Origin of the sequence: Sorangium sp. So ce590 (genome assembly GCF_051521365.1) — a bacterium.
GTDB lineage: Bacteria > Myxococcota_A > Polyangia > Polyangiales > Polyangiaceae > Sorangium.
This window is the reverse complement of sequence record NZ_CP150346.1, coordinates 427,868-447,627: the sequence shown is the minus strand read 5'-3', so window position 1 is coordinate 447,627 and position 19,760 is coordinate 427,868. Positions and strand designations below refer to the sequence as shown.

Here is a 19,760-nt window from a genome sequence, read left to right as displayed (position 1 = left end):
ATCACCTCGAACGTGCTTCAATGGGGCCGCCGCCTTTCAGCGGCGGAGAGCGGCCTCACCACCCAGGCTGCTGCCGACGCCATCGGCACGCTTCAATGGGGCCGCCGCCTTTCAGCGGCGGAGAGGTCTACGGCCGCAACCTCCTGAGCTTCCGCGAGGAGCGGCTTCAATGGGGCCGCCGCCTTTCAGCGGCGGAGAGGCGGTCGACGGCGACAACGTGGACTTCGCTGTCACGCTGCTTCAATGGGGCCGCCGCCTTTCAGCGGCGGAGAGGACGTCCGCCGCGATCGAGTCGTGGCTCGCGGTCTATGCTTCAATGGGGCCGCCGCCTTTCAGCGGCGGAGAGGCCGTCATCGCGGCCATGCCGAAGAGCAGCACGCGTCTGCTTCAATGGGGCCGCCGCCTTTCAGCGGCGGAGAGCAAGATCGGCCCGTACGATGTCCCTGGCATCCTGCAGCTTCAATGGGGCCGCCGCCTTTCAGCGGCGGAGAGAAGCACGAGCGCTGGCGCGGCGCAAACGATCGTCATGCTTCAATGGGGCCGCCGCCTTTCAGCGGCGGAGAGGATGACGGCGTGCTGCGCTGGATGCGGCGTCGAATTCCGCGCTTCAATGGGGCCGCCGCCTTTCAGCGGCGGAGAGACGATGGCCGGCGCCGGCTCGCGCGGGCTGGAGACGCTTCAATGGGGCCGCCGCCTTTCAGCGGCGGAGAGACTGCCTCGGACAGTACGGTATCGGGCCCGGAGCCGCTTCAATGGGGCCGCCGCCTTTCAGCGGCGGAGAGGCCTCGACAGGGACAGAGCACGTCGCGTTTTCGAGCGGCTTCAATGGGGCCGCCGCCTTTCAGCGGCGGAGAGCGGTGCTCGGGCTGCCGGTCGAGATGTCCGCCGCGGTGCTTCAATGGGGCCGCCGCCTTTCAGCGGCGGAGAGGGTCGAGAGGGTCGGTTTCTCCTCGCCTCGAGCAAGCGTGCTTCAATGGGGCCGCCGCCTTTCAGCGGCGGAGAGCTCCCGGGCGCTCCCGATGGACCCGCCGGCAGCAAGCGGCTTCAATGGGGCCGCCGCCTTTCAGCGGCGGAGAGACATGGCGGAGATCCCCGCCCCCGACGGGGTGGCTGGGCTTCAATGGGGCCGCCGCCTTTCAGCGGCGGAGAGCGTCCTCGGGAGGCCGATGGATCTGATCACGTCGACGCTTCAATGGGGCCGCCGCCTTTCAGCGGCGGAGAGAGGCCTCCCAGACCTACCTAACATTTCGCGCACTTGCAACCCGGTTTGCGAGAGGTCCCCCTTCCACCCCCCGCTCCGGCCACCCGGGGCCGCCCCGCGCGCCCCCGGCCATCTCGAAATCCATCGTCTTTTCAAACACCTGCCGGCCTTGCGAGCGCCCCCCGGGTTTTTCGCGTCACTCCACCGCTCGCAGCCGGTGCTCCCGCCCTCTTCTACCACACCCCCTCCTCCCCTCGCCCAGCCCTTCCGTTCTCCCCGGCCGCCTTGCCGCTTCCTGCCCCACCTCCCCCGCTCGCCTCCCCACCTCGCCCGACTCATCCCCCACCTCGCCCGCCTCATCCCCCTCGGAACGCTCACCTCCCGAGCCGGGGACGACCCCCGGCCGCCCCGGGGCTCCCGCCCGCCCGACCCCCGCGACCCACCGCCCGCGCCGGGGCTTCGTCCCCCCGACCGCCGGCGCCCTTGTACTCCAGCCGCACGTCGCGGGATCTCCGTGGATCTCGATGTACGGGCCGGCGATCGGGACGCTTGGCTCGTTCGCACACGGGTGGAGCCCAGCTCGTTCGGTGCTCACCGATGCGCGGCTGGAGACGAGCGTGCGGACAGCGGTCGCCATGGGAGTCGTCGCTGCGCTCGCCGTCCTCGTCCCGGCGTTCGTCCTCGTTGCCGTCCGCGTGGCCAGCGGAGGGCGTTCTCAATGGTTTTTCTATAGCCACCGGAACCACCCCAGGTGTCTCTATCACCCGCAGTGCGTCTGCATGGACTGTCCGCCTCCCCGGCTCCAAGCATGTTGGATCGAGAGCTTAACCTCACGCAGGGGGCTTCGGACATCCGTGATGGATAGCTTAACCTCACGCAGATGGCTTCGGACATCCATGATGGAGAGCTTAACTTCACTCAGGTGGCTTCGGACATCCGGGATGGAGAACTTAACTTCACGATCATGATAAATTTCTTCGACTCATGTGAAAATAGTCTTACAAGTAGGTCCAACTCCCGGCAAATCTCGGCCTCGATCCTGTCAAGATTCATGGCAGCTTGCCGCCTTCCCAGGCGAGCCGCTGTCCGAGGAGGCCGCCCATGCCGAGGAACGACGGGTACACCCTCGGGGAGATCGCCGAGGAAGCCGGAGTGAGCGAACGCACCATGCGCTACGGGTACAAGCGAAACCTCTTCGTGCCGCCGCCGTTCGCCGGACCGGGGACGCGGTACTTGCGCGAGCATCGGCTCCAGATCCTGTCGATCCGGAAGCTCCGCGAGCAGGGGCTCAAGCTGCCCGAGATCAAGCGGAAGCTCGCGACGATGTCCCCCGCCGACATGGAAGCGCTGCTCGTGCCGCCGCCCCCGGCGGTCTGGCCGCCGCCGCCTGAGCCGACCTACGCGGCGGAACGCTGGGAGCATGTCGTGCTGGTGCCCGGCCTGGAGCTCCTCGTGAGCAGCGCGGGCGGGCCGATCCTGCGGCAGATCGCGCAGCAGATCGTCAATCACTTCGGCGGCGCGGCCCCGGACCGCACCCGCTCCAGGACTCCAGCCGCACGTCGCCGAATCTCCGCGGATTTCGATGAACGGGCGGACGATCGTGACGCTTGGCTCGTCCGCACCCTGGCGGAGCCCAGCTCGTTCGGTGCTCACCGACGTGCGGCTTGAGTACTTGCCCCGCACCCCGGCGCGTTCCTCACCGGCGCTCCTGCCCGCGCCCCGCGCCCCGGCCGCCGGGCGCAACGGGCGCTGAGCCGCGCGGGCGCGTCGCATTCACGCCTCTCCCCTGCCTCATACCCGCTCCTACCCACCTCGGACGCGGCGCCCCGACGCGCGCCCGACCTCGGCCGGGAGCCTCAAGGGAACCACGCGGCCACCCGCTGCACCTCGCGTGCGGCCTCCATCAGGCCCTGATCCCCCGCCAGGCTCGCGAGGAGCGGAACGAGCTTCTCGAGGCTCACGCTGTCGCCCGCGAGCGCGGCCGAGCGCAGGTCGGACGCCGCGTCGTCGAGCAGGCGGGCCAGCGCCTGGGCGGCTCCGGCGCGCGGGAGATGCGGCGCGAGCGGGACGAGGTGGAGCAGGCGGGGCGCGTCCTCGGACGGGAGCGCAAGGCCCAGGGAGAGCGCATGCCGGACGAGCTCCGGCGCGCGGACAGTGTCGTGCTGCGCGAGCAAGAGGAGCGCGGCGAACCTGGCGCGCTGGTCGAACGTCTCGGCGACGGCGACGAGCTCGCCCGTGGCGCCGGCGGCTGCGAGCGGCGGGGCCACCTGGAAGAACAGGCCGAAGCGCTCTCCAGGCGTGCGCGGCGCGCTCGTGGAGGCGCCGAGCGCATCGAGGAGCTCGGCGCGGAGGCGCCCCGGATCGGGCGTGGAAGGAAAGGCCAGGGTGCGGGCAAGGACGCCGAGGCGCTCTTCCTCGTCGCGCTCGTCGCGCAACGCAGGGAGCAGAGCGCGGGCCGGCTCGCCAAGCTCGATGAGCCGCAACACCAGCGCCCGGAGCGCGTCCCGCCCGAGATCGCCGAACGCAGCCGCGAGGTGCAGCGCGCGGCGGGCTTGATCCAGGGCGAGCCGCGGGGCGAGCCCCAGGAGGTGGTGCGGCTTGCCGTCGAAGGCGTCGTCGCCGCCGCTCTCCAGATAGGCAGACACGACGTCGAATGCGGCGCGCACCCGGTCAGGATCGCCGAGGCGCGCGGCGAGGGCGGCGAGCGCCCGCGCCCGCGAAGGCATCGGAAAGGATGCGGCGACGGGCCAGAGCGCCTCGGCGACGGGGCGGGGGAGCTCGCCCGCGAACAGCGCGAGATCGCCGGGATCCTCGCCGGCCGCCTGCGCCGCTGCGAGCGCCTCGCGAGCGAGCGAGTTGCCCTCTTCGGCCGGGAGGAGCGGTGTCGCGGCCAGCAGGTCCCATGCGGCCTGGGGCACACCCCGGTAGGCGTCGACCACCTCGCGAGCGAGCGCGCGCCGCTCCGCGCTGTCGTCCTCCCACGCCGAGGCGAGCGCGTGGATCGCGCAGGCCCGCTCCTCGGCCACAGGAATGCGCCTGGCCGCGTCCAGGGCCGCCTGGAGCACCTCGGCGCGCCCAGGACCGGGCGCTATCGCGCGGCCGAGCGCCAGCAGCGCCGTGGACTGGGCACGGTGGTCCGCGAGGGGTCGCTTGCGATCGAGCTCCTGGACGCCGACCGGAGCGCGGCGCCTCGGGCGGCGGGCCATCCCGTGGTAGGAGGCCTCGGCGAGCATCGCGCGCACCGCGAGCCCGAGCGCCTCGGCATCGACTCCCCGGCCCAGCGAGGTCGCGGCCCGCCCGCGCACGCGCTCGAGGTCGGAGACGAAACCGAGGCCATCCAGCGGCCGCTGCATCCATCGGGTCAGGTGGTCCTGCGTCACGAGCGGGGCGAATGCCGCGACAGGCGCGCTCAGCGCCAGCCGGTGGACGCACCCGTAATCGCAGGGGTACCCGCCGGGCGAGAGCTCCAGGAGCCGGCCCACCCACGCCGCGCGCGCTTCCGGATCGAGCCGCGCCTCGACCTCGCGGCGGTACGCGCTCCGCCGGAAAGCGTAGGTCCCCTCGACCTCCGTGACCCAGGGAGCGACCTCCGCGATCCAGGGAGCGACCTCCGCGATCCAGGGAGCGACCTCCGCGATCCAGGGAGCGACCTCCGCGATCGTGGGAGCGACCTCCGCGATCGTGGGAGCGACCTCCGCGAGCCGCCGATCGGCGCGCCCTCCCAGGGCGCGCGCGATGTCGTCCGCGGACAATCGACCCCACGCGCAGGCGAGGAGGCCGAGCAGGTCGAGCAAAGCCGCTGCCTGGGTGTCCTTCCCAGCCGTCGCCTTCCCGGCGGTCGCGTTCCCAGCGGTCGCCTTCCCCTCCCCCTCGAGCAGGCCAAGGAGGCCTTCCCATGCTGGATCGGGACGGCTCGGGAGCGCATGGACGAGGGTGCGCGCCGGATCGAAGCCGAGCCGGTCGATCCACGCCTGGGCGGCGGCCTCGTCGCCTTCCACGGTGGCGATGACCTTGACGCCGGCGCCGACGCCGGTGAACAGCGCCGGCCAGCGGACGGACGGCTCGGCTTCGTGGACGTCCGTGAGCGCAACCACGAGCGGCGGAGAGGTCTCATCACGCCCCTCGCCCAAGCATTCCCACGCCAGGTTGCCAAGGAGCGTCCGCACGGAGCCCCCTGCAAGGTCACGCTGGAGCCGGGCGGCGAGCAGGACGACGAGGTCGCGCTCGAGGCGCATGTCCGGCCCGACGGGCACGAGATGAGCGTTGTTCAAGGCGCGCGAGCGCCCGCGGGGGCGAAGGAGGTGGGCCGCGACCGCCGCGTGTTGACTCGTCCTTGGCCCATGGAGGAGGGCATAGGGGCGATCGGCGTCCTCTCGTCGCCAGCGCTCGACGGAGGCCAGCGCGGCCTGCTCCGGAGGCAAGAGCGGGTGGCGAAGGGCCTCGCTCCAGAAGGCACGGACAGCTCGCTCGATGGGCGCAGGCGCCGGGCGCGATCGCTTCATGACACGGCCTTCACGGTGCGTTGAAGGGAGGCCGGCTGCGCGGGTGATCGCGATCGGCGTCGAGTGGACAACGATCACGGGGCACCGTCTCCGATGAGGAGCCTTCCCTCCGGAAAGGCGATCGCCGGGAAGTATCGCGCAGCCGAATCATAATACGTATCCCAGAAGATGATCGGCGTGCGACGTAGCCAGAGGCGACGACATGCACGAATGAGGATCCCAAGGGGACCGTAGTAGAACACATGAAGCGTGGCATTCGGGAGCGCTTCCGCGATCTGCTGGAACACACGATCCAGCTCGATGGCAGCCTTGTCGACGTCAGCAGGTACACGCACAGCGTCCTGCCCCGTGATGTCGTTTGCGCGGATGAGCAATGGCTGCACGTTCCGACCGCCGGCCCATGTCTTCACGGCCTCGACACAGGTATCCGCGTTATTATTGCCAGAGACATCGACGACGAGGGCGAAGTGACCGTCCTGCTCCGGCCGGCACTGCTCGAGCCCTGGCGGCACATCGAAGAAAGGCGTCCCTCGCGTGCCAGGGTCGGCCGGCCATGCCGGGCCCCAAGGGCGCCAGACCTTGTTCCCGTGGTCGGTGTCAAGCTGGTAGACCAGCAGTTGATCATGTGGATCGATAAGCCGTCCGAGGAGTGCACCGAGCGCCAATGGGGCCTTCGCCACGAGGTGGAGGCGGCTCTGCTTCGCAGCACGAACCTCTTGCACTTTGGCGCTGATCTGCTGGAAAACGTCCTTCCAGATACTCAGCGTCGGTGCTCCTGCACGATGCCATAGGCCCGCCGGAGTACGAATCGTCACGCATTGCACCCCCATACGAGCGTTGGGAACGATGGTGCGCCACTCGCGCTCGCAGTCTGGGTGCATGCAGAGAACGATATCGTCGAAGGGGTTCACCTCATACCGCCGTGGGAGAGCATCGAACTCCTTCCAGGTCGGCGTCGTGGCTACCAAGACCGCAGCGGAGGTCATGGAAGCGACGGGCACGCTGGTGGGAGCAGGTACCGCGCCTGGCGCGGCGTTAATGCTGGCAGCGGGCCGCCACGGGAGGTGAGGAGCGACGCTCTGGATCGCGGTGACGAGCCGCCGAACCCCGTCAGCCCCTTCCTGATCCATCCGGAGGACGAGCGCCTGCGCGCGAGTCGCCATGGGCGCCGACTGCGGCGGGAGGTAAGCATCTTCGATGCGCAATCGCAAGACTACGTCCCCGAACTGAGAATCTACCAGCCGGCTGAGAAGACCGGCTATCTCGGCGAGATCATGGCCCACAGTCACGGGCGGCAGCGGGCTATCCACATGCGTTCGAGAGAGCAGAGGCGCCGTCGGCGCGCCTCCATGAGCGCCCCCCGATGCCTTGACCGAAGCGGGAGCAGGCGCGACAGGCAAGGTCACCCGAGCACCGGGTACGGGACCGTCGCGAAGCAGGCCGATGGCATACGCCGCGGCGACGTCGCAGGCGTGCGCCCGCCACACTTTCTTCATCTCCGCGTTGTCCTGCCCGTTGGCCAGGTCCGATACGCCGCGGATCATCAAGAAGCGAGGTCGCTCGATGTCGGTGTGAAGCCCAGCGGCCACGCCCCCGCCCTCCATCTCTGTACCGATGAGCTTGGGCCAATCGGCGAGGTAGGTGGCGATCTGCTGCTTCGATGCGATGACGTCTCCGCCAGAAACGATGACGCCGACATGGCGCTTGGGCGTGCCCGGACGGGGGCGCGGTACTGTGACGAGGTCGTCCCAGCCAGAGGGGAAGTTGGAGGCAGCATCGAACAAGTTGGCGTCCGCGAGATAGGACACCCAGCGTTCTTCCCGCCGTCCGTCCTCGTGGATCTTGCCGTTCGTATAGTCGGGGACCTGTTCGGCTACCATCACGTCGCCCAGAGCGACCTCGCCCTCGACGCCGCCGGCGATGCCGACCATCATCACGTGCGCCGGATGCCATCGCTTGATCACCGCGCTCGCCTTGAGCGCGCCCGGGATGGGCCCCACTCGGGCAAGCGAGCTGACGACGACGTGGTAGACCGCGCCATCCGGGCGCGTGGTCTTGACCTCCGCCTCATAGTAGGTATGCGTGTCGGCGCCGTCGCGTGCGAGCTTGCGATAGCCAGGGAGCTTCGAGAGCACGGCAAGGCGTTCCTCTTCGAGCGCCGTGATGATCAGGAAATCGACGCTTTGGTGAGGAACCGTGTTCATTCGCAAAAGATCCTTTCTCATGTCCGACGGAATGCATCGTTCGACTCGCTCACTCGTTCCCGACGGCTCGCAAAAAATCGGTTCTTCCTCCGCCTGCGCCAGCACCTCGTCCATTTCGTGTTCCGCGCGCGCATCTGCCCTTCGCTCGCCGGCCATACTCTCCGCCAGCTCACGTCGGCGTAGCCGTTCCTCCGCTATCTTCTGTTCCTCTGTCGCCGCGTCCGCATCTCGCTTGATCTGCGTGTAAACATCTCGCCACCAGGCGCGCTCGCTGTGCCCGTGATCTATGCGGTCTGCGAGCCTGGCCGCTGACTCAAGATCCTCACGAAACTGAGCCATTGTACGATCCATCACGCCGATAGATTTATGACATCCATTTCGGTAGATGTACGCGCATGCCTTCTTACGGAGGGCTACAGACGCAGCGCTGGGCGCACAGTGCGGCGAAATCTCATGCGTGGAATCTAGACTCCGCGCGAAATCGTTCCAGAAGGCTGAAAACTTGATGACAAATGCGACCACATCGGCGGCACGGCTCAAGAGTTCTGCGCTTACGGGGTGAGGGTAAGGCTCTGGGGTAAGGTCGTTCGACCATCGTGTCAGGTCTGCAGGCGCTCCTAAAAGATCTGTCGCCAGCCGAACAAGTGCATCCCTATAACCAACTGCTTCTCTCTTTGGATCGACGGCCACGATTGGTTCACGACCGGAATGTCTATCGTCGGGATGCTCGTACTTCGAGACAATGATGGGCACGAGTGGCTTGGTGGCTCCCCACTGATCCAGATCGTGCGAAACATCCTTCGACAGAATCGCCCCTGGCGACACAATCAACAAGAAAATCTTGCTTTGAGCGAGTGCCTTTCTAACGACCTTGTCACGCTCCTCGCCGGGTCGGATTCGTCTCCTGGACCAGACGCGTACACCGAGATTTTCGAGATTGTCGATGAACAATAGAGCCCACTGTTCACAGTCATCTCTGGCGTAGCTCACGAACGCATGGTACCCGTCGTCGCTCATGGCAGACCCAGGCGAATCCAATCCACCTCGTGGATCTGACGCTATCGACGCGGCGGCGCTTGCGCGGTAGCTGTTTGGTTGAACTCTTCGAGCGTCGCCCGCGGGTTCTCCTTGAACCAGCTATACGCCGGATAGGCCCACTTACCCTCCGGCCCCGGGACCCCGAACATCCGCCGCATCTCCGCCATCACCTCCCCCTTGTCGTCCCGCAGCTCCTTCGTCTGCTCGTCCACGTGCGCCGCTGCCGCTGCGCCCTCGTGCTTCACGGTCGCCTGCTCACCCCCGCGCCGGTACCTCGCCCGGAGATCGATCTCCTCGATCGCCACCGGCTCGATCTTCACCGACCCGAAGCCCATTGGCTTGCCCCACCCCAGCTTGTGGCCCAGGCCTTCCTCCAGGAAAAGGGCATAGAGCAACAGCGCATATGCTCCCTGATCTAGCCCGGCGTGGCGCACGTTGAAGTCGTAGACTTGTCCGGGCTCGAGCGCGCGCACCTGGATCGTCTGACGGGCCCCATAGGTTGCTTGCTGGGCGGAGGCCGACACCATGATATTGTCCGGATGGTGGTAATACGCCTTCCGACCCCGGATCTCTCGGTTCCTCGCGTAGAAGGCGCCATGGCTCGGCTTGGGCTGCCCGACGATCACATCGAAGCTCCTCGTCCGAGGCGTGCCGCTGCCCGACCATTGCGCCTCACCCGGCTCGACCAGACCCTTCCACGCCGCGCCACGGATCAGCGCCCCGAACATGCGACACGTGACGCACAGCCGCTCGATGTCATCACACGGAGCGAAGCCGTGCGGCTCTTCGGCGGGATAGTCGTATCTTCCGCGCGGATACAGGCTCCCCGACAGGCTAATACACCCGCCGCCAACCATCTCGGCCATGCTCCGCAGCATTCCCTTGAGCGAGCTGCCCGGGATGATCTTCCCCTGGCGCAGCGGCATGATGGTGTTCTGCATCCCGGTCTGCTGAGCAACGAGGAAGGGGCCGAGCGTCGTCAGGCGCGCGCGGATCGTGCCTCCCCGCGCGGCGAGGACATGATGACCCGGCGGCGGCAGGCGAGAAGAAGGGCGGCCCAGAGGAATGAAATCGTAAGGGTTCATGGTGCGACCTCCTCCATGCCGGCGTGCTCGAAACCCAGGAGTCGATGCTGGGTGCGACCATCGGCGAGCTCGTACCCCACGGCCCGCAGGTAGACTCGCCCACGGCGCTCGGGGCGAACCTCGGCCTTCTTTTCACCGCCCGCCGGCGGCGCCGAGCCGAGATACTCGAAGCAGCGGCCGTATCGGGTCTCCCACCAGCGGTGTGTGCCCTCAGGCGCGCGCTCGTCGTCGTACTGACCCACGCAAAGGTAGCGCTGGTTCTCATCCGGCGCCTCGGCGAGGGGCTGGGGCTCGGATTTCATGGTCGCTGGCAGCGTCCAACCCTCGGGCAACCGGCTCAGGATGAGCACGCTCCGGTGCTCCTCGTCCTCGCCCGGCCACCAGCGGATCTCGAGGCTCTCATTGAAGCAGCGGCCCGAGGGCCACGCCGCCGCGCCGCCATCGAGGCTGCGGAGGGTGAAGTCTCCTGGTCGCTGCCCGAGGAGGATGGCAGCGGGCACGCAGGCGATCAGCCCATCGAGATCGCCGTTGCCCAGCGTGCCTTCCCAGGTATCGAGGTGGCCTATCATGACTTCATCCAGCCATCCATCCGCTCCGACCAGCGGGCAATGGCGTCGTCGAAGAAGGTACGCCGCACCTCCGCGTCAGCGAACGATTGCACCCGGCGCACTCCTTGGGGCTTGAGCGCAGGCGCCCGCTTCAGGCTGAAGTGGTCGTCGTTCACAAAGCCGTAGAGCCGGCGCTCGTCGTCTTCGAGCAGCGACCCGACCCCATGGACGCGCTTCTCGTCGAGCTGATGCTTCGTCGGCGGGACGATGTACATCACATCGAGCCGCTCGACGAGGCCCTTCAAACGCCCAAGGCCACGCGTGGTGGCGTGGCCGATGGAGATCATCTCGTCCTCGAGATCCCGGCAGAGCAGGGCGAGGAGACCGAGCTGCCAGTCCTCGAAGTTCTCCAGGCGCATCCGCGCCCGGAATGCGCCCTGGGTCAAGACCTCCATCTCGAACTTCACCCCGCGACTGGCGCCCCCGCTGAAGCGATCGATGCCCACCCCGTCCCGCCGCTCGATCCGGGGGACCTCCCCGTCTTTCAAGTATGCGTCCCCGAGCGCGAGCCTGCCGCGGTAGACGGTAGAGCCAAAGGTGCGGCAGATGGGGCAGCTCTGGCGATAGAGATCATGGGATTCCCACTTTCCGTCCTCACCCTTCCGCGGTCGGAGCCGGTCGCCGCAGAAGGGGACGCGAAGAGCACTCGCCTCCTTCGCGGCATCCTTCGGGTGGAAATGCGGATCGCAGACGCGAGCCTTCGGCGCCATGGTCCGGGAAATCCGCTCGGCATGGCTGCGCAGGACCCCCTTGAGCGAGCTGCCCGGCAGGTAGGGCTCGCCCGCGTCGGCGCTACGGCGATACGTGAGGACAAAGGGGAGATCGGTGCCCGTGGCATTGGGGACGCCGGAGGCAATGAGGAGCGGTTCCACGGGCCGGAGCGTCATCTCGATCTCGGCGTGATTGACCAGCTTACGCAGCATCGCGCTTCTCCGTGATCCGGGAGAGGATCTCCTCCAGCTTCTTGTCGGCGAGCTCGCGCTCGTATGTCTTGCGGGCGCCTCGCGTCAGGTACGGGACGAGCTGCTCGGGCCTGGAGAGGTCGACCTCCTGGATGGCAAATTCGGTGAGGGCGACTTCGCCGAGCCCCCGGGTGACCCGACCCCCGAGCGGAAGGTTGCCCTGGCGCAGCTCACCAACAGCAAGCGCCACGACCGAGAGCTCGGCCTCCGGCTCGGCGACCAGCTCGAACGAGAAGCGGGCACCGGCCGGCAGCACCTCGAGATCGAACTTGATGCCCGGCGCGGCGGTGCCGGTGTCGCGATCGAGGCCCACACCGTCGCGGATCTCGGTGACGCCCGACCAGGCCACATCACCCGCTTCGGTCGAGAGACGGAGGTCGGGCACCCGAACCCGACCGGCGAGGAATTGCGAGCCCCAGGTGAGGCAAGCTCGGCAGAGCTCCTGCTTCTTCTCGAGGAGGTAGAGCTGTCGTTCCTCTTTCTTGCCGAAGTCTCTCCAGGGCTCGGTGCCCCAATCGACCGATGGAGAGAATCTGTTCCCGACCTTTTCCCAGTCCGCGTCCCCGCTCTTGAGCTTGAAGAACAGCTCTCGGCCCTCCCTATCGGTCGTCAGACAACGGAGCGAAGGGTCGGAGGAGCGATCGTCGCCGAAGACCGTGCAGGCGCGCTGCCCGAGGGCGCGCAGGAGGCGCTCGGATGCGGAGCGGAGCGCGCCCTTCACGCTGCTGCCTGGGATGAGCGGGCGGCCGTCGGCCCCCCGGAGAACAGGCGCATCGGTGGCGGTGCTGAGGACCGTTCCCGTCCCGATATGGAGGGCCGTCCGGGTCTCGAGGACGCCTGAAAACCAAGTGCGTAGCTTCATCGGCGGCTCCCTCGCCACCGGTGCTCGGCGGCGACATGGGTCATGAGGGTGACGGTCAGGCGGCCTGACCAGTGGTCCTTCCACTGCTTTGCGGTATTCTTCCCGGTGCCCTGCAGAGCCTCGCCAAGACGAGCGCGCGCAAAGTCGTCGGCCAGCTTCTCGACCGTCTGCAAGGCCCTGAAGAGCCGGTCGTAGAAACCAGCCCGTGCGGCGCCACGATCGCCATCCTTGCGGGCCTTCTCGAACTGGTGCTGCGTCATCGCGCGCAGCTGCGTGTAGGAGCCCGTGGCACGAGCGGTCGAGAGCAGCCCGGTGATCTGGGCGTTGTCCACCCCGCTCCCGCCTTCCGGCACGACCTCTCTCGCGAGCTGGTAGAGCACTCCGTCTTCGAGCAGTCCGAGCTTCATGGCTACGCCTCGTACAGCGCGGCGCAGACAGCAGTCTGCACCACACCTCGTTGCAGCTCGATCTCCACGGTGCGGGCGAGGTCGTCGCGAGCCTCCTGATCGAGGTTTCCGGGCGGCAGCGCGCTCACGATGTTCGTGGCACGCCCTCCGAGTGCGTCGAGGAGCGCGAGCAGCTTCTCACCGAGCGATTTTGCTCCACGCTGGAGCGCCCAGGTCTGGTTCGATTCGAGACGGAGCCGGTCCTTGCCAGTCTGGTTCTTGACGTGGTTCTTGAGTGCGGAGGTGCGCGTGGCGGCGGCCGCCACGGTCTCGAGATTGCGGAGCTGGGACCGGTTGTACGCTTTGAACAGCTTCCCCATCTCCTCTCCGAGCTCGTTGGCCTGCTTGTAGAGCTCGTCCAGATCTCGATCGATGCGCCGCTTGAGCTCGACACGGACCATCATGTCATTCGTCACGATTTGCCTCCGCGGAGATGAAGTGAAGTGGATGGTTGACGGCGACGCGACCGAGCCCCTCGGCACGATGCTCGCCGATACCACGCCCGCTGAGGCGCAAGAGCCGGGCCTGAAGGGTTGGGCCGTCGAGGCCGCGAACAGCGCACAGAAACGTGGAGCCGGCCACGATGACGTGCCGGAGCTCCGTCGGGAGCCCCGCCGCCCCGTCCCAGCCCGAGCGACTCTCGGACCGCGCATCGCCCCTCACGATGCGCGCGTTCGCCTCTTCAACACCCAGCACCCGCGCGAGCCGACGAGGGGTGAGCGAGCGCGCGTGGGAGCCGTCGGTCTCGCGCACGCACCAGGGCGAAACAGCGGTGAGGGTGAAGTACCAGACGTCGGCCGGCGACTGGGCCACGCGCTCGGATTGCTCCCGGAGCACCTCGAGCGTGGATGCCGTCGCCCTCTTGACCTGGACCTCAATCTGTCCGAAACCCCTGCTGCGCGCACCGCCAACCGCGAGCCGGAGACGCGGCAATTCGTCGAGGATCGCCTTCGCGGTAGGCTCATCGGAGCAGTGGATCTGCCCGCGAAACACCTGCCCCTCTTCCAGCACGTCGCGTGAGTACAGATCACCCGATCGAGCCGTGCCGGTGTCGAACGCGATCGAGACATGCGCGCGATGCTGGCGGTGAAGCTCCGGTGACAGCCAGCGGCCGTCGTGGTCGCCGACGAGCACGCCTTCAAGGCGATCGAGGCCGACACCGCAGAGCGGGCAGGCCTCCGGTGGCGGGGTCGTGAGGAGAACGTCCACAAGGCCGTGCCTGAGGCCAGAGAGCTTGCAGACCTTGATGGTGCGGGGCACGACCAGCGGCTCACCGTCGACCGCTGCCCCTGTCTCTTCCTTCACGGGCACAGGATGCAGGTCGCCCCAGGACACAGCCCCCGAGACGAAGCGGTGCGCGAACTCAGGCGCGCCGGGGTCGCCGCCCGCATCGATCCAGGCCCAGGCTACCGCCCCGAGGAGCGAACGGCCCGGTAGGTAGCTCAGGCTGGCGAGAAAGTTGCCGGCGGTGTTTGTGGCCCCGAGATGCATCGGGGAGCGGAGGGTGGCGGTCAGGGTGAGGGGGATCATCCTTCGGCTGCCTCGATCAATGGCAACAACCCGAGCGCGGCAGCTACGTCGTCGTCCTTCGGGGCGAACACGCCCCCGTCGACCTTCATCCCAATCGTAGTCGACGGCGCCAACGCGAGCTTGCCGCTTCCTGTCGACTTGTTTCCGCCGACGCCGTCCTCGATCATCAGGTGGATGGCCAGCCAGAGCACCAACATCTCTACCAAGGTGCTGCCATCCGGGGGCGGGCGGCAGTCGAGATAGCCCCACACCTCGCCGCTGAGCACGACGCCCGGGGGCGCAACCTCGGTCTGATACAAATGGCCCTGGCGGATCGTGCCGAGGCGGCGCGACCGGGCTGCGCCGGTGCGCACCTCGCGAAGGCCATACGCACGGTCGCGCAGCATGCGGCGCTCGGCTTCACTCCGGCGTTGCTCATCGGGGCGCGCGGCGATCCAGGTTGGGTCAGTACGCGCATCGCCGAACCGCAGGGTGCAGCGCTGCCACGCGCAGCCGAAGATGCGGTTGGGGAGATCGCGCACGCCGCTGGGACCGTTGGGCGTGCCGCCGCTTCGCTTATCGCCCACCGCGTCCTTGAGCACGGACACGCCCATCCAGTCGCAGATGCGGGTGGCGGCGTACCGCGCCCGGCCCTTGATCGTGGAGCCGGGGATGTAGGGAAGACCATTATGGTCACGGAGCATCGCTCGGTGCAGTCCGGCGGCGCCATGCCCGGTGCCGACATGAAGCGGGCCCTTCGTGTGGATAGCGTAGGTGATTTCGACGCGGGGCTTTTTGACGTGCTGAGGACTCACGCATTGTCTCCATCGGTAGGGAGGTGATCCAAAAGCTCGATCGCGTCAGGGATCACGCTCCACCGATGGGAGTCGGGGTAGAGCCCGAACGGAAGATCCCACGCCGGGTCAGGACAGGTGGTGTAGGGCAGGGTGCGCGCAGGCGCATCATCGTGAAGGGGACGGAGCAGACCGCAAAGCGCCGCATGCTCGGCATCGGTCCTCGCGCGGCCGACGATGAGTCGGGTCATGGTGCGGGCCTCGCGCTCCGAGCCTCGCACAGCTTCGGCAAGCGCATAGAGCCTCCCCCTGGGCACCCGCGTCTTCCGCAGCTGCCTGGTACGCTCGATGAGCCGTCCAAAGTCGTCGAGTCGGTAGGGCCGGCAGGTGACGGTATGGTCGCGGTCAACGTCCACCTGCGCAGAGGTCAGCTCCTGGAAATCGATATAACCGACGGCGCGGCGTTCAAGTTGACGCTGCTCGTCGAGGTATGCATACCGCTTGGCCGAGCGGAGTAGCGAGGTCGCGACCTGCTGGAGGATCGCGATCGGCGTCGTGTACGGGGCAAGGACAAGACCGGCAGAGAGACGGAACTCGTCGCCGGCCTCCCGGTGGAAGACATCGAGGACGGTCCGGGTGAAACCTGCGCCGCGATCGGCGGGGAGCGCGACGATGAGGTCGTCACCGCCGAGGAGCAGCACTTCGGCACCGAACTTCCCCTTGCCTCGCTCGGGCGGGCAGTGCGCCAGCAGAGCCGCTGCGACGGCCTTGTGGAGCGCGACGTCCACCCGCTCCGAGATCTCTCCGTACTCATCGGCCGAGGTCGCCGCTCTCAGGATTCGCCCCATCGCATTCCCGTCGCAGTAGAGATAGGCGAGGTACCCCTCTCGGGAGCCGAGCTCGGCGATTTGCTCAAGCTCACGCTCCGGCAGCAGCGCAGAGAAGGCGAGATCGTCGTCCAGGTGTGCATGCCGATCGAGGTGTGGGCGCAGGCGCGCCCAGATCGTTTTCTCTTTGAGATCACGAATCTTCTGTACCTCATGCCAGCGCGTCCAACAGGCCGCACAGAGCGGTCTGGATTCGCGATCGTAAGTGTCGCGAAGGTCTCGCGCTGGAGAGCTGCCGCAGGAAGAGCACAGCGCAACGAACGGTGGCAGCGGAGGCGACGCAGCAGGCGCAACAAGATCTCGCGCCGCGCGCTCCCGACGGATCTCCGCCCAGGTCGTCTTCCAGTCGGCGCTCTCCGCCATGACACCCCAGGAGAGGCCCACCTGGCCGTCCGTCTTCCTGCGGAGCTTCCGGCCCAGATCCATCGCGATGCCCTCAGCGTCCTCGCGAGCCAGGCCGTGGACCAAGCAGTGTCCACCACCGGCGAGCACGACTCGGCCCTTCTTGCCGCAAGCTTCCCGCATCGCAACCCGGTTGAAGCTGTCGAGCAATGCGCTGCCGCCGCGAATGATCTTCAGCTTGGTCGAGGCGAAGACGAAGCGCTGGATCCCTTCCAGCTCGAGGTAGAGATAATGGTGCACGAATCCCCCACCGTCAGGCGTCGAGCGACATGGCGTGCCATGCCTCGGCGGCGATGCGATCTAACAATCCAGGTGCATCTCGAACGAGAACGTATTTCGCCAGCGCCGTCAAGGTCGGGCGCACTCGCGAAGCGGGTCATCCGCTCCGGCGCACAGCCTTCGTGCCGCTGGGCTTCGACGCGACGGCGATGGCGAGCGTGCTCGCGATCTCGTTGACCGACGGGTAAGCGGCGTGCGTTGCCGTAGCCGACTCCGAGCGCATGTATCGCCGATGCGACGTCACCAGCCGTGCGCCGCGCACACGGGAGCGACGGCCCCCGCGAGGCTCTTGGTCGGGTACTTGGGCGGCCGGAGCGTCGCGACGCTCTACGGTACTGTCCCCGGGGATCGCTCCGTCAACGGCGGCAGGAGCCCGGCTTGCATGAGCGACGATCTGCCGGTCCCGCTGGTGTCCTCGCTCAGAAGCCAGCCGCGAGAGGACCTTGAGCGCGACCTCCTGGCCCATGTGCTGGTGGATCGCCGAGAAGACGCGCCCGGCGCCGCCGCTGCCGATGGGTCGGAGGAGTCGATACGGACCGAACCTATCGCCGGGGAGGTCCATCGTCTGGTTCGCGGAATTTACCTGATGAGGCTGCGCCGGCACCAGCCCGCGGCCGCGACGGCGGTCTCGCGCTTGCCGTCGCGCTTCCACCGCCGCAAGCTGGCCCCGAGATCGCCGGAGGGCCCGACGAGATGAGCCTCAGCGCTGCTGGAGCCGCGCTCCAGGGACACGATTATCAGCATCTTTTTGCCTGGTATCACGCCCTGCGGGCGCTGAACCCGACGGAGGACGTCCTCGGGATCGAGGTCGAGGCGAAGAACGCCGGCAACGTGGATGACGTCGTGGTGCGCCGCCGGGCGGCGGCCGACGAGCACTATCAGGTGAAATACTCGGTGGACGGGCGTCACCCGATCGACCAGGCCTGGTGGGTCACGCCGGCGACAAGCAAGGGCAAGAGCCCGTTGCAGAGCTTCTGGCGGAGCTTTCGGACGCTGTCGCGGGACGGGCACAGGCCGCACATGGGCCTCTACACGAACCGGCCGCTCGACGTCTCCGATCCGGTGCTGGCCCTGCAGGACGGGCGCACCGGCACCCTCGGCCCGAGGCTGCGGCTGGCGACGTCGAGCTCGAAGGCTGGGCGGGGGCGGAAGCGCTGGGCTACCCACCTCGGCGTCGCGGAGAGCGATCTGCTGGAGATGCTCGATCATCTCGTCCTGCTCACGGGCCAGTCGGGGTGGGCGGGTCTTGCCACGAGCGTCTCGGACCGCATGGCTGCCGTGGGGCTGAGGAGCGATGAGCTCGCGGTGGAGCAGGGGGTCCAGGCGATCCGTGCGTGGGTGACGGGGGCACGGCGCGAGAAGGTGGACCGGGAGGCGCTGGCCGCAGAGATCGCGCGCCGCGGCCTGCACGGCGAGGCGCGACAGGCGGCCGTGGTGGTGCAGGCCATCGATCGCGATCCCTGGGCGGCCGGGGCGACGGTCAACATCGACTGGGTTGAGCTCTTCGAGGGGGACCACCCGCGCGCGCGCCGGCAGCTCCGCGATCCGGGGGACTGGAATGCGCGCCTGCTCCCCGAGCTGGAGGGTGCCGAGCGGACCCTCCGTGCGCTCGGTTTTGACCGGGTGCTCGTGCGCGGCGACATGCGGTTGCCGGCGTGGTTCGCGGCGGGCGTCGCGTTCGGCGACACGCGCAACGTCCGGGTGGCCTGCGTGCAGGGCGGCCAGCGCTGGGGAAGCGAGGTGACGCCAGGCGATTTCCCGGTCCACGTCGGCTCCCCCGTGGCGCTCGGGGCGGGGAACGAGCTGGCGGTGGGGCTCAGCGTGACAAACGACCTCGCCGAGGACGTGCTCGGCTATCTCCGGGGCAGCGCGCTTCCGGTCGGGCGCTTCATCGCGATCGCGGCCGCGCCGGCGCCGAGTCGGACGGCGATCCCGGACGCCGCGAGGGCGATGGGCTGGGCGCTCGCGGTGCGGCAGGTGGTGCGCGATCAGGTGCGCGCGACGGGGGCGCGCAGGGTTCACCTGTTCCTGTCAGGGCCGGCGGGCGGAGCGCTGCTCCTGGGGCACCTCTGGAATCGGATACCGAGCACCCAGCTGTACGAGGATCTGAGCCCGGGCTACGCGCCTGTGTTTCTCATCCCGGGCTGAGCCGGACGGCGCCACCCGGTCACGGTCGCGCTCGGTCGGGGCTGGCTCCGGAGGATTCGTCGATCACTCGACGCAACGCCGTCGGATCTCGAGAGCTTGATCCGCGAGCGCAAACGCAGCGGCCCGGAGGATCTCGAGACGGCCGATGCGCGACAGATAAAGGAGGGGCGTCGTGTCAGCGATGACGATCACGAGGAGGATCCGAGCTCCTGCCCGAAATCTTCGAGATCGTAGTCGATCGCGTCGATGCCATGCGCCGCGGCCTCCCGCAGGAACGCGTCGATCCCGATCCCGACGATCTGCGCTGCGCGCGCGCGCGTCATGCGCCCCTGACGCACCTCGTCCAGCGCCCAGAGCAAGCGCAGCCGTCTGGCCAGGACATCGATCGGCTCACTGCCCGCGTCCGGCGGAAGATCGACGCTCACGGTGATGTGCGACTGGACCACGGCTAGGCCGCAAGCATACGCCGCCTCGGGGCGCTCCGCGAGCAGCCGAGCTCCGTCGCGGTCCGAGAGCTTCCGTCGCGGCGCGCCGCGGCGGCGAGCCCGGGCGCGTCGTTCCCGCGCATGACGCACGCGCGCGCGGCGCAGGCACGGGCCGGCCCGTGTCCACCCGCGCCCATGCCGGGCGCACCCAATCGCGCGCTCCGCGCGCTCAGGGAGGGGCCCCGTACGCTTCCTACTCGGCGAGCAGGACGCCCGAGCGCGCGCAGAGCGCGATCTCTTCATCCGTCGGGAACGAGAGGTTGTCCTGCTCGACCTTGATCGATCCTGCGGCCGAACGCGTCATAGGCGAACGAGATCGTCCTCCCCTCCGGGGTGCGCGCCTCCATG

At 68.1% G+C, this 19,760-nt stretch carries 15 protein-coding genes and 1 CRISPR repeat array (1 of these 16 cut by a window edge); of the genes, 3 read left to right on the top strand and 12 right to left on the bottom strand.

Features of this window, described 5'->3' with window-relative positions:
• Positions 1-1,222: direct repeats of the CRISPR family, unit length 36 nt; unit sequence GCTTCAATGGGGCCGCCGCCTTTCAGCGGCGGAGAG; it reaches 661 nt to the left of the window's first position.
• 1,080 nt (positions 1,223-2,302) lie between these two features.
• Positions 2,303-2,869 carry a helix-turn-helix domain-containing protein gene (locus tag WMF28_RS01655; RefSeq protein WP_437600249.1) on the top strand — a complete coding sequence of 189 codons (567 nt, stop codon included), beginning with the start codon at positions 2,303-2,305 and terminating at the stop codon, positions 2,867-2,869.
• Positions 2,870-3,057: 188 nt separating this feature from the next.
• Here the strand turns inward: WMF28_RS01655 and WMF28_RS01650 are convergent, their stop codons facing one another.
• From WMF28_RS01650 to WMF28_RS01600, 11 genes are all read right to left on the bottom strand, one after another.
• Entirely contained in the window at positions 3,058-5,703 is a 2,646-nt protein-coding gene (locus tag WMF28_RS01650) for a hypothetical protein (RefSeq protein ID WP_437600248.1), read from the bottom strand.
• A gap of 74 nt (positions 5,704-5,777) precedes the next feature.
• Positions 5,778-8,924 carry an SAVED domain-containing protein gene (locus tag WMF28_RS01645; protein WP_437600247.1) on the bottom strand — a complete coding sequence of 1,049 codons (3,147 nt, stop codon included), beginning with the start codon at positions 8,922-8,924 and terminating at the stop codon, positions 5,778-5,780.
• A 41-nt stretch (positions 8,925-8,965) separates the two neighbouring features.
• On the bottom strand, positions 8,966-10,030 hold the full coding sequence (locus WMF28_RS01640; RefSeq protein WP_437600246.1) for an RAMP superfamily CRISPR-associated protein: 1,065 nt from the start codon (positions 10,028-10,030) through the stop codon (positions 8,966-8,968).
• Entirely contained in the window at positions 10,027-10,599 is a 573-nt protein-coding gene (locus tag WMF28_RS01635; protein WP_437600245.1) for a hypothetical protein, read from the bottom strand. Before WMF28_RS01635 ends, WMF28_RS01640 begins: the two co-directional genes overlap by 4 nt.
• Positions 10,596-11,561: an RAMP superfamily CRISPR-associated protein gene (locus WMF28_RS01630; protein ID WP_437600243.1), complete on the bottom strand. Its 966-nt coding sequence runs from the start codon at positions 11,559-11,561 to the stop codon at positions 10,596-10,598. The genes WMF28_RS01635 and WMF28_RS01630 overlap by 4 nt, the downstream gene beginning before the upstream one ends.
• On the bottom strand, positions 11,551-12,462 hold the full coding sequence (locus WMF28_RS01625; protein ID WP_437600242.1) for an RAMP superfamily CRISPR-associated protein: 912 nt from the start codon (positions 12,460-12,462) through the stop codon (positions 11,551-11,553). Before WMF28_RS01625 ends, WMF28_RS01630 begins: the two co-directional genes overlap by 11 nt.
• A complete protein-coding gene (locus WMF28_RS01620; protein WP_437600241.1) occupies positions 12,459-12,869 on the bottom strand; it encodes a hypothetical protein in 411 nt (136 codons plus the stop codon). Before WMF28_RS01620 ends, WMF28_RS01625 begins: the two co-directional genes overlap by 4 nt.
• A 2-nt stretch (positions 12,870-12,871) precedes the next feature.
• Complete coding sequence (locus WMF28_RS01615; protein WP_437600240.1) at positions 12,872-13,324, bottom strand: hypothetical protein; 453 nt, start codon at positions 13,322-13,324, stop codon at positions 12,872-12,874.
• Positions 13,314-14,438, bottom strand: coding sequence for an RAMP superfamily CRISPR-associated protein (locus WMF28_RS01610; RefSeq protein ID WP_437600239.1), 1,125 nt, complete (start codon positions 14,436-14,438; stop codon positions 13,314-13,316). The genes WMF28_RS01615 and WMF28_RS01610 overlap by 11 nt, the downstream gene beginning before the upstream one ends.
• The gene (locus tag WMF28_RS01605) at positions 14,435-15,232 is read right to left on the bottom strand and encodes an RAMP superfamily CRISPR-associated protein (RefSeq protein WP_437600238.1); all 798 of its coding nucleotides are present in this window, start codon (positions 15,230-15,232) and stop codon (positions 14,435-14,437) included. Before WMF28_RS01605 ends, WMF28_RS01610 begins: the two co-directional genes overlap by 4 nt.
• The gene (locus WMF28_RS01600; protein WP_437600237.1) at positions 15,229-16,740 is read right to left on the bottom strand and encodes a Cas10/Cmr2 second palm domain-containing protein; all 1,512 of its coding nucleotides are present in this window, start codon (positions 16,738-16,740) and stop codon (positions 15,229-15,231) included. The genes WMF28_RS01605 and WMF28_RS01600 overlap by 4 nt, the downstream gene beginning before the upstream one ends.
• Before the next feature lie 421 nt (positions 16,741-17,161).
• Between WMF28_RS01600 and WMF28_RS01595 the strand changes: the two genes are divergently transcribed.
• Entirely contained in the window at positions 17,162-17,476 is a 315-nt protein-coding gene (locus tag WMF28_RS01595; protein WP_437600236.1) for a hypothetical protein, read from the top strand.
• Positions 17,473-18,927, top strand: a complete 1,455-nt coding sequence (locus WMF28_RS01590; protein WP_437600235.1) for an SAVED domain-containing protein — start codon at positions 17,473-17,475, stop codon at positions 18,925-18,927. The genes WMF28_RS01595 and WMF28_RS01590 overlap by 4 nt, the downstream gene beginning before the upstream one ends.
• Before the next feature lie 188 nt (positions 18,928-19,115).
• Here WMF28_RS01590 and WMF28_RS01585 read toward each other — a convergent pair whose 3' ends face one another.
• A complete protein-coding gene (locus WMF28_RS01585) occupies positions 19,116-19,373 on the bottom strand; it encodes a UPF0175 family protein (protein WP_437600233.1) in 258 nt (85 codons plus the stop codon).
• Positions 19,374-19,760 lie beyond the last annotated feature (387 nt).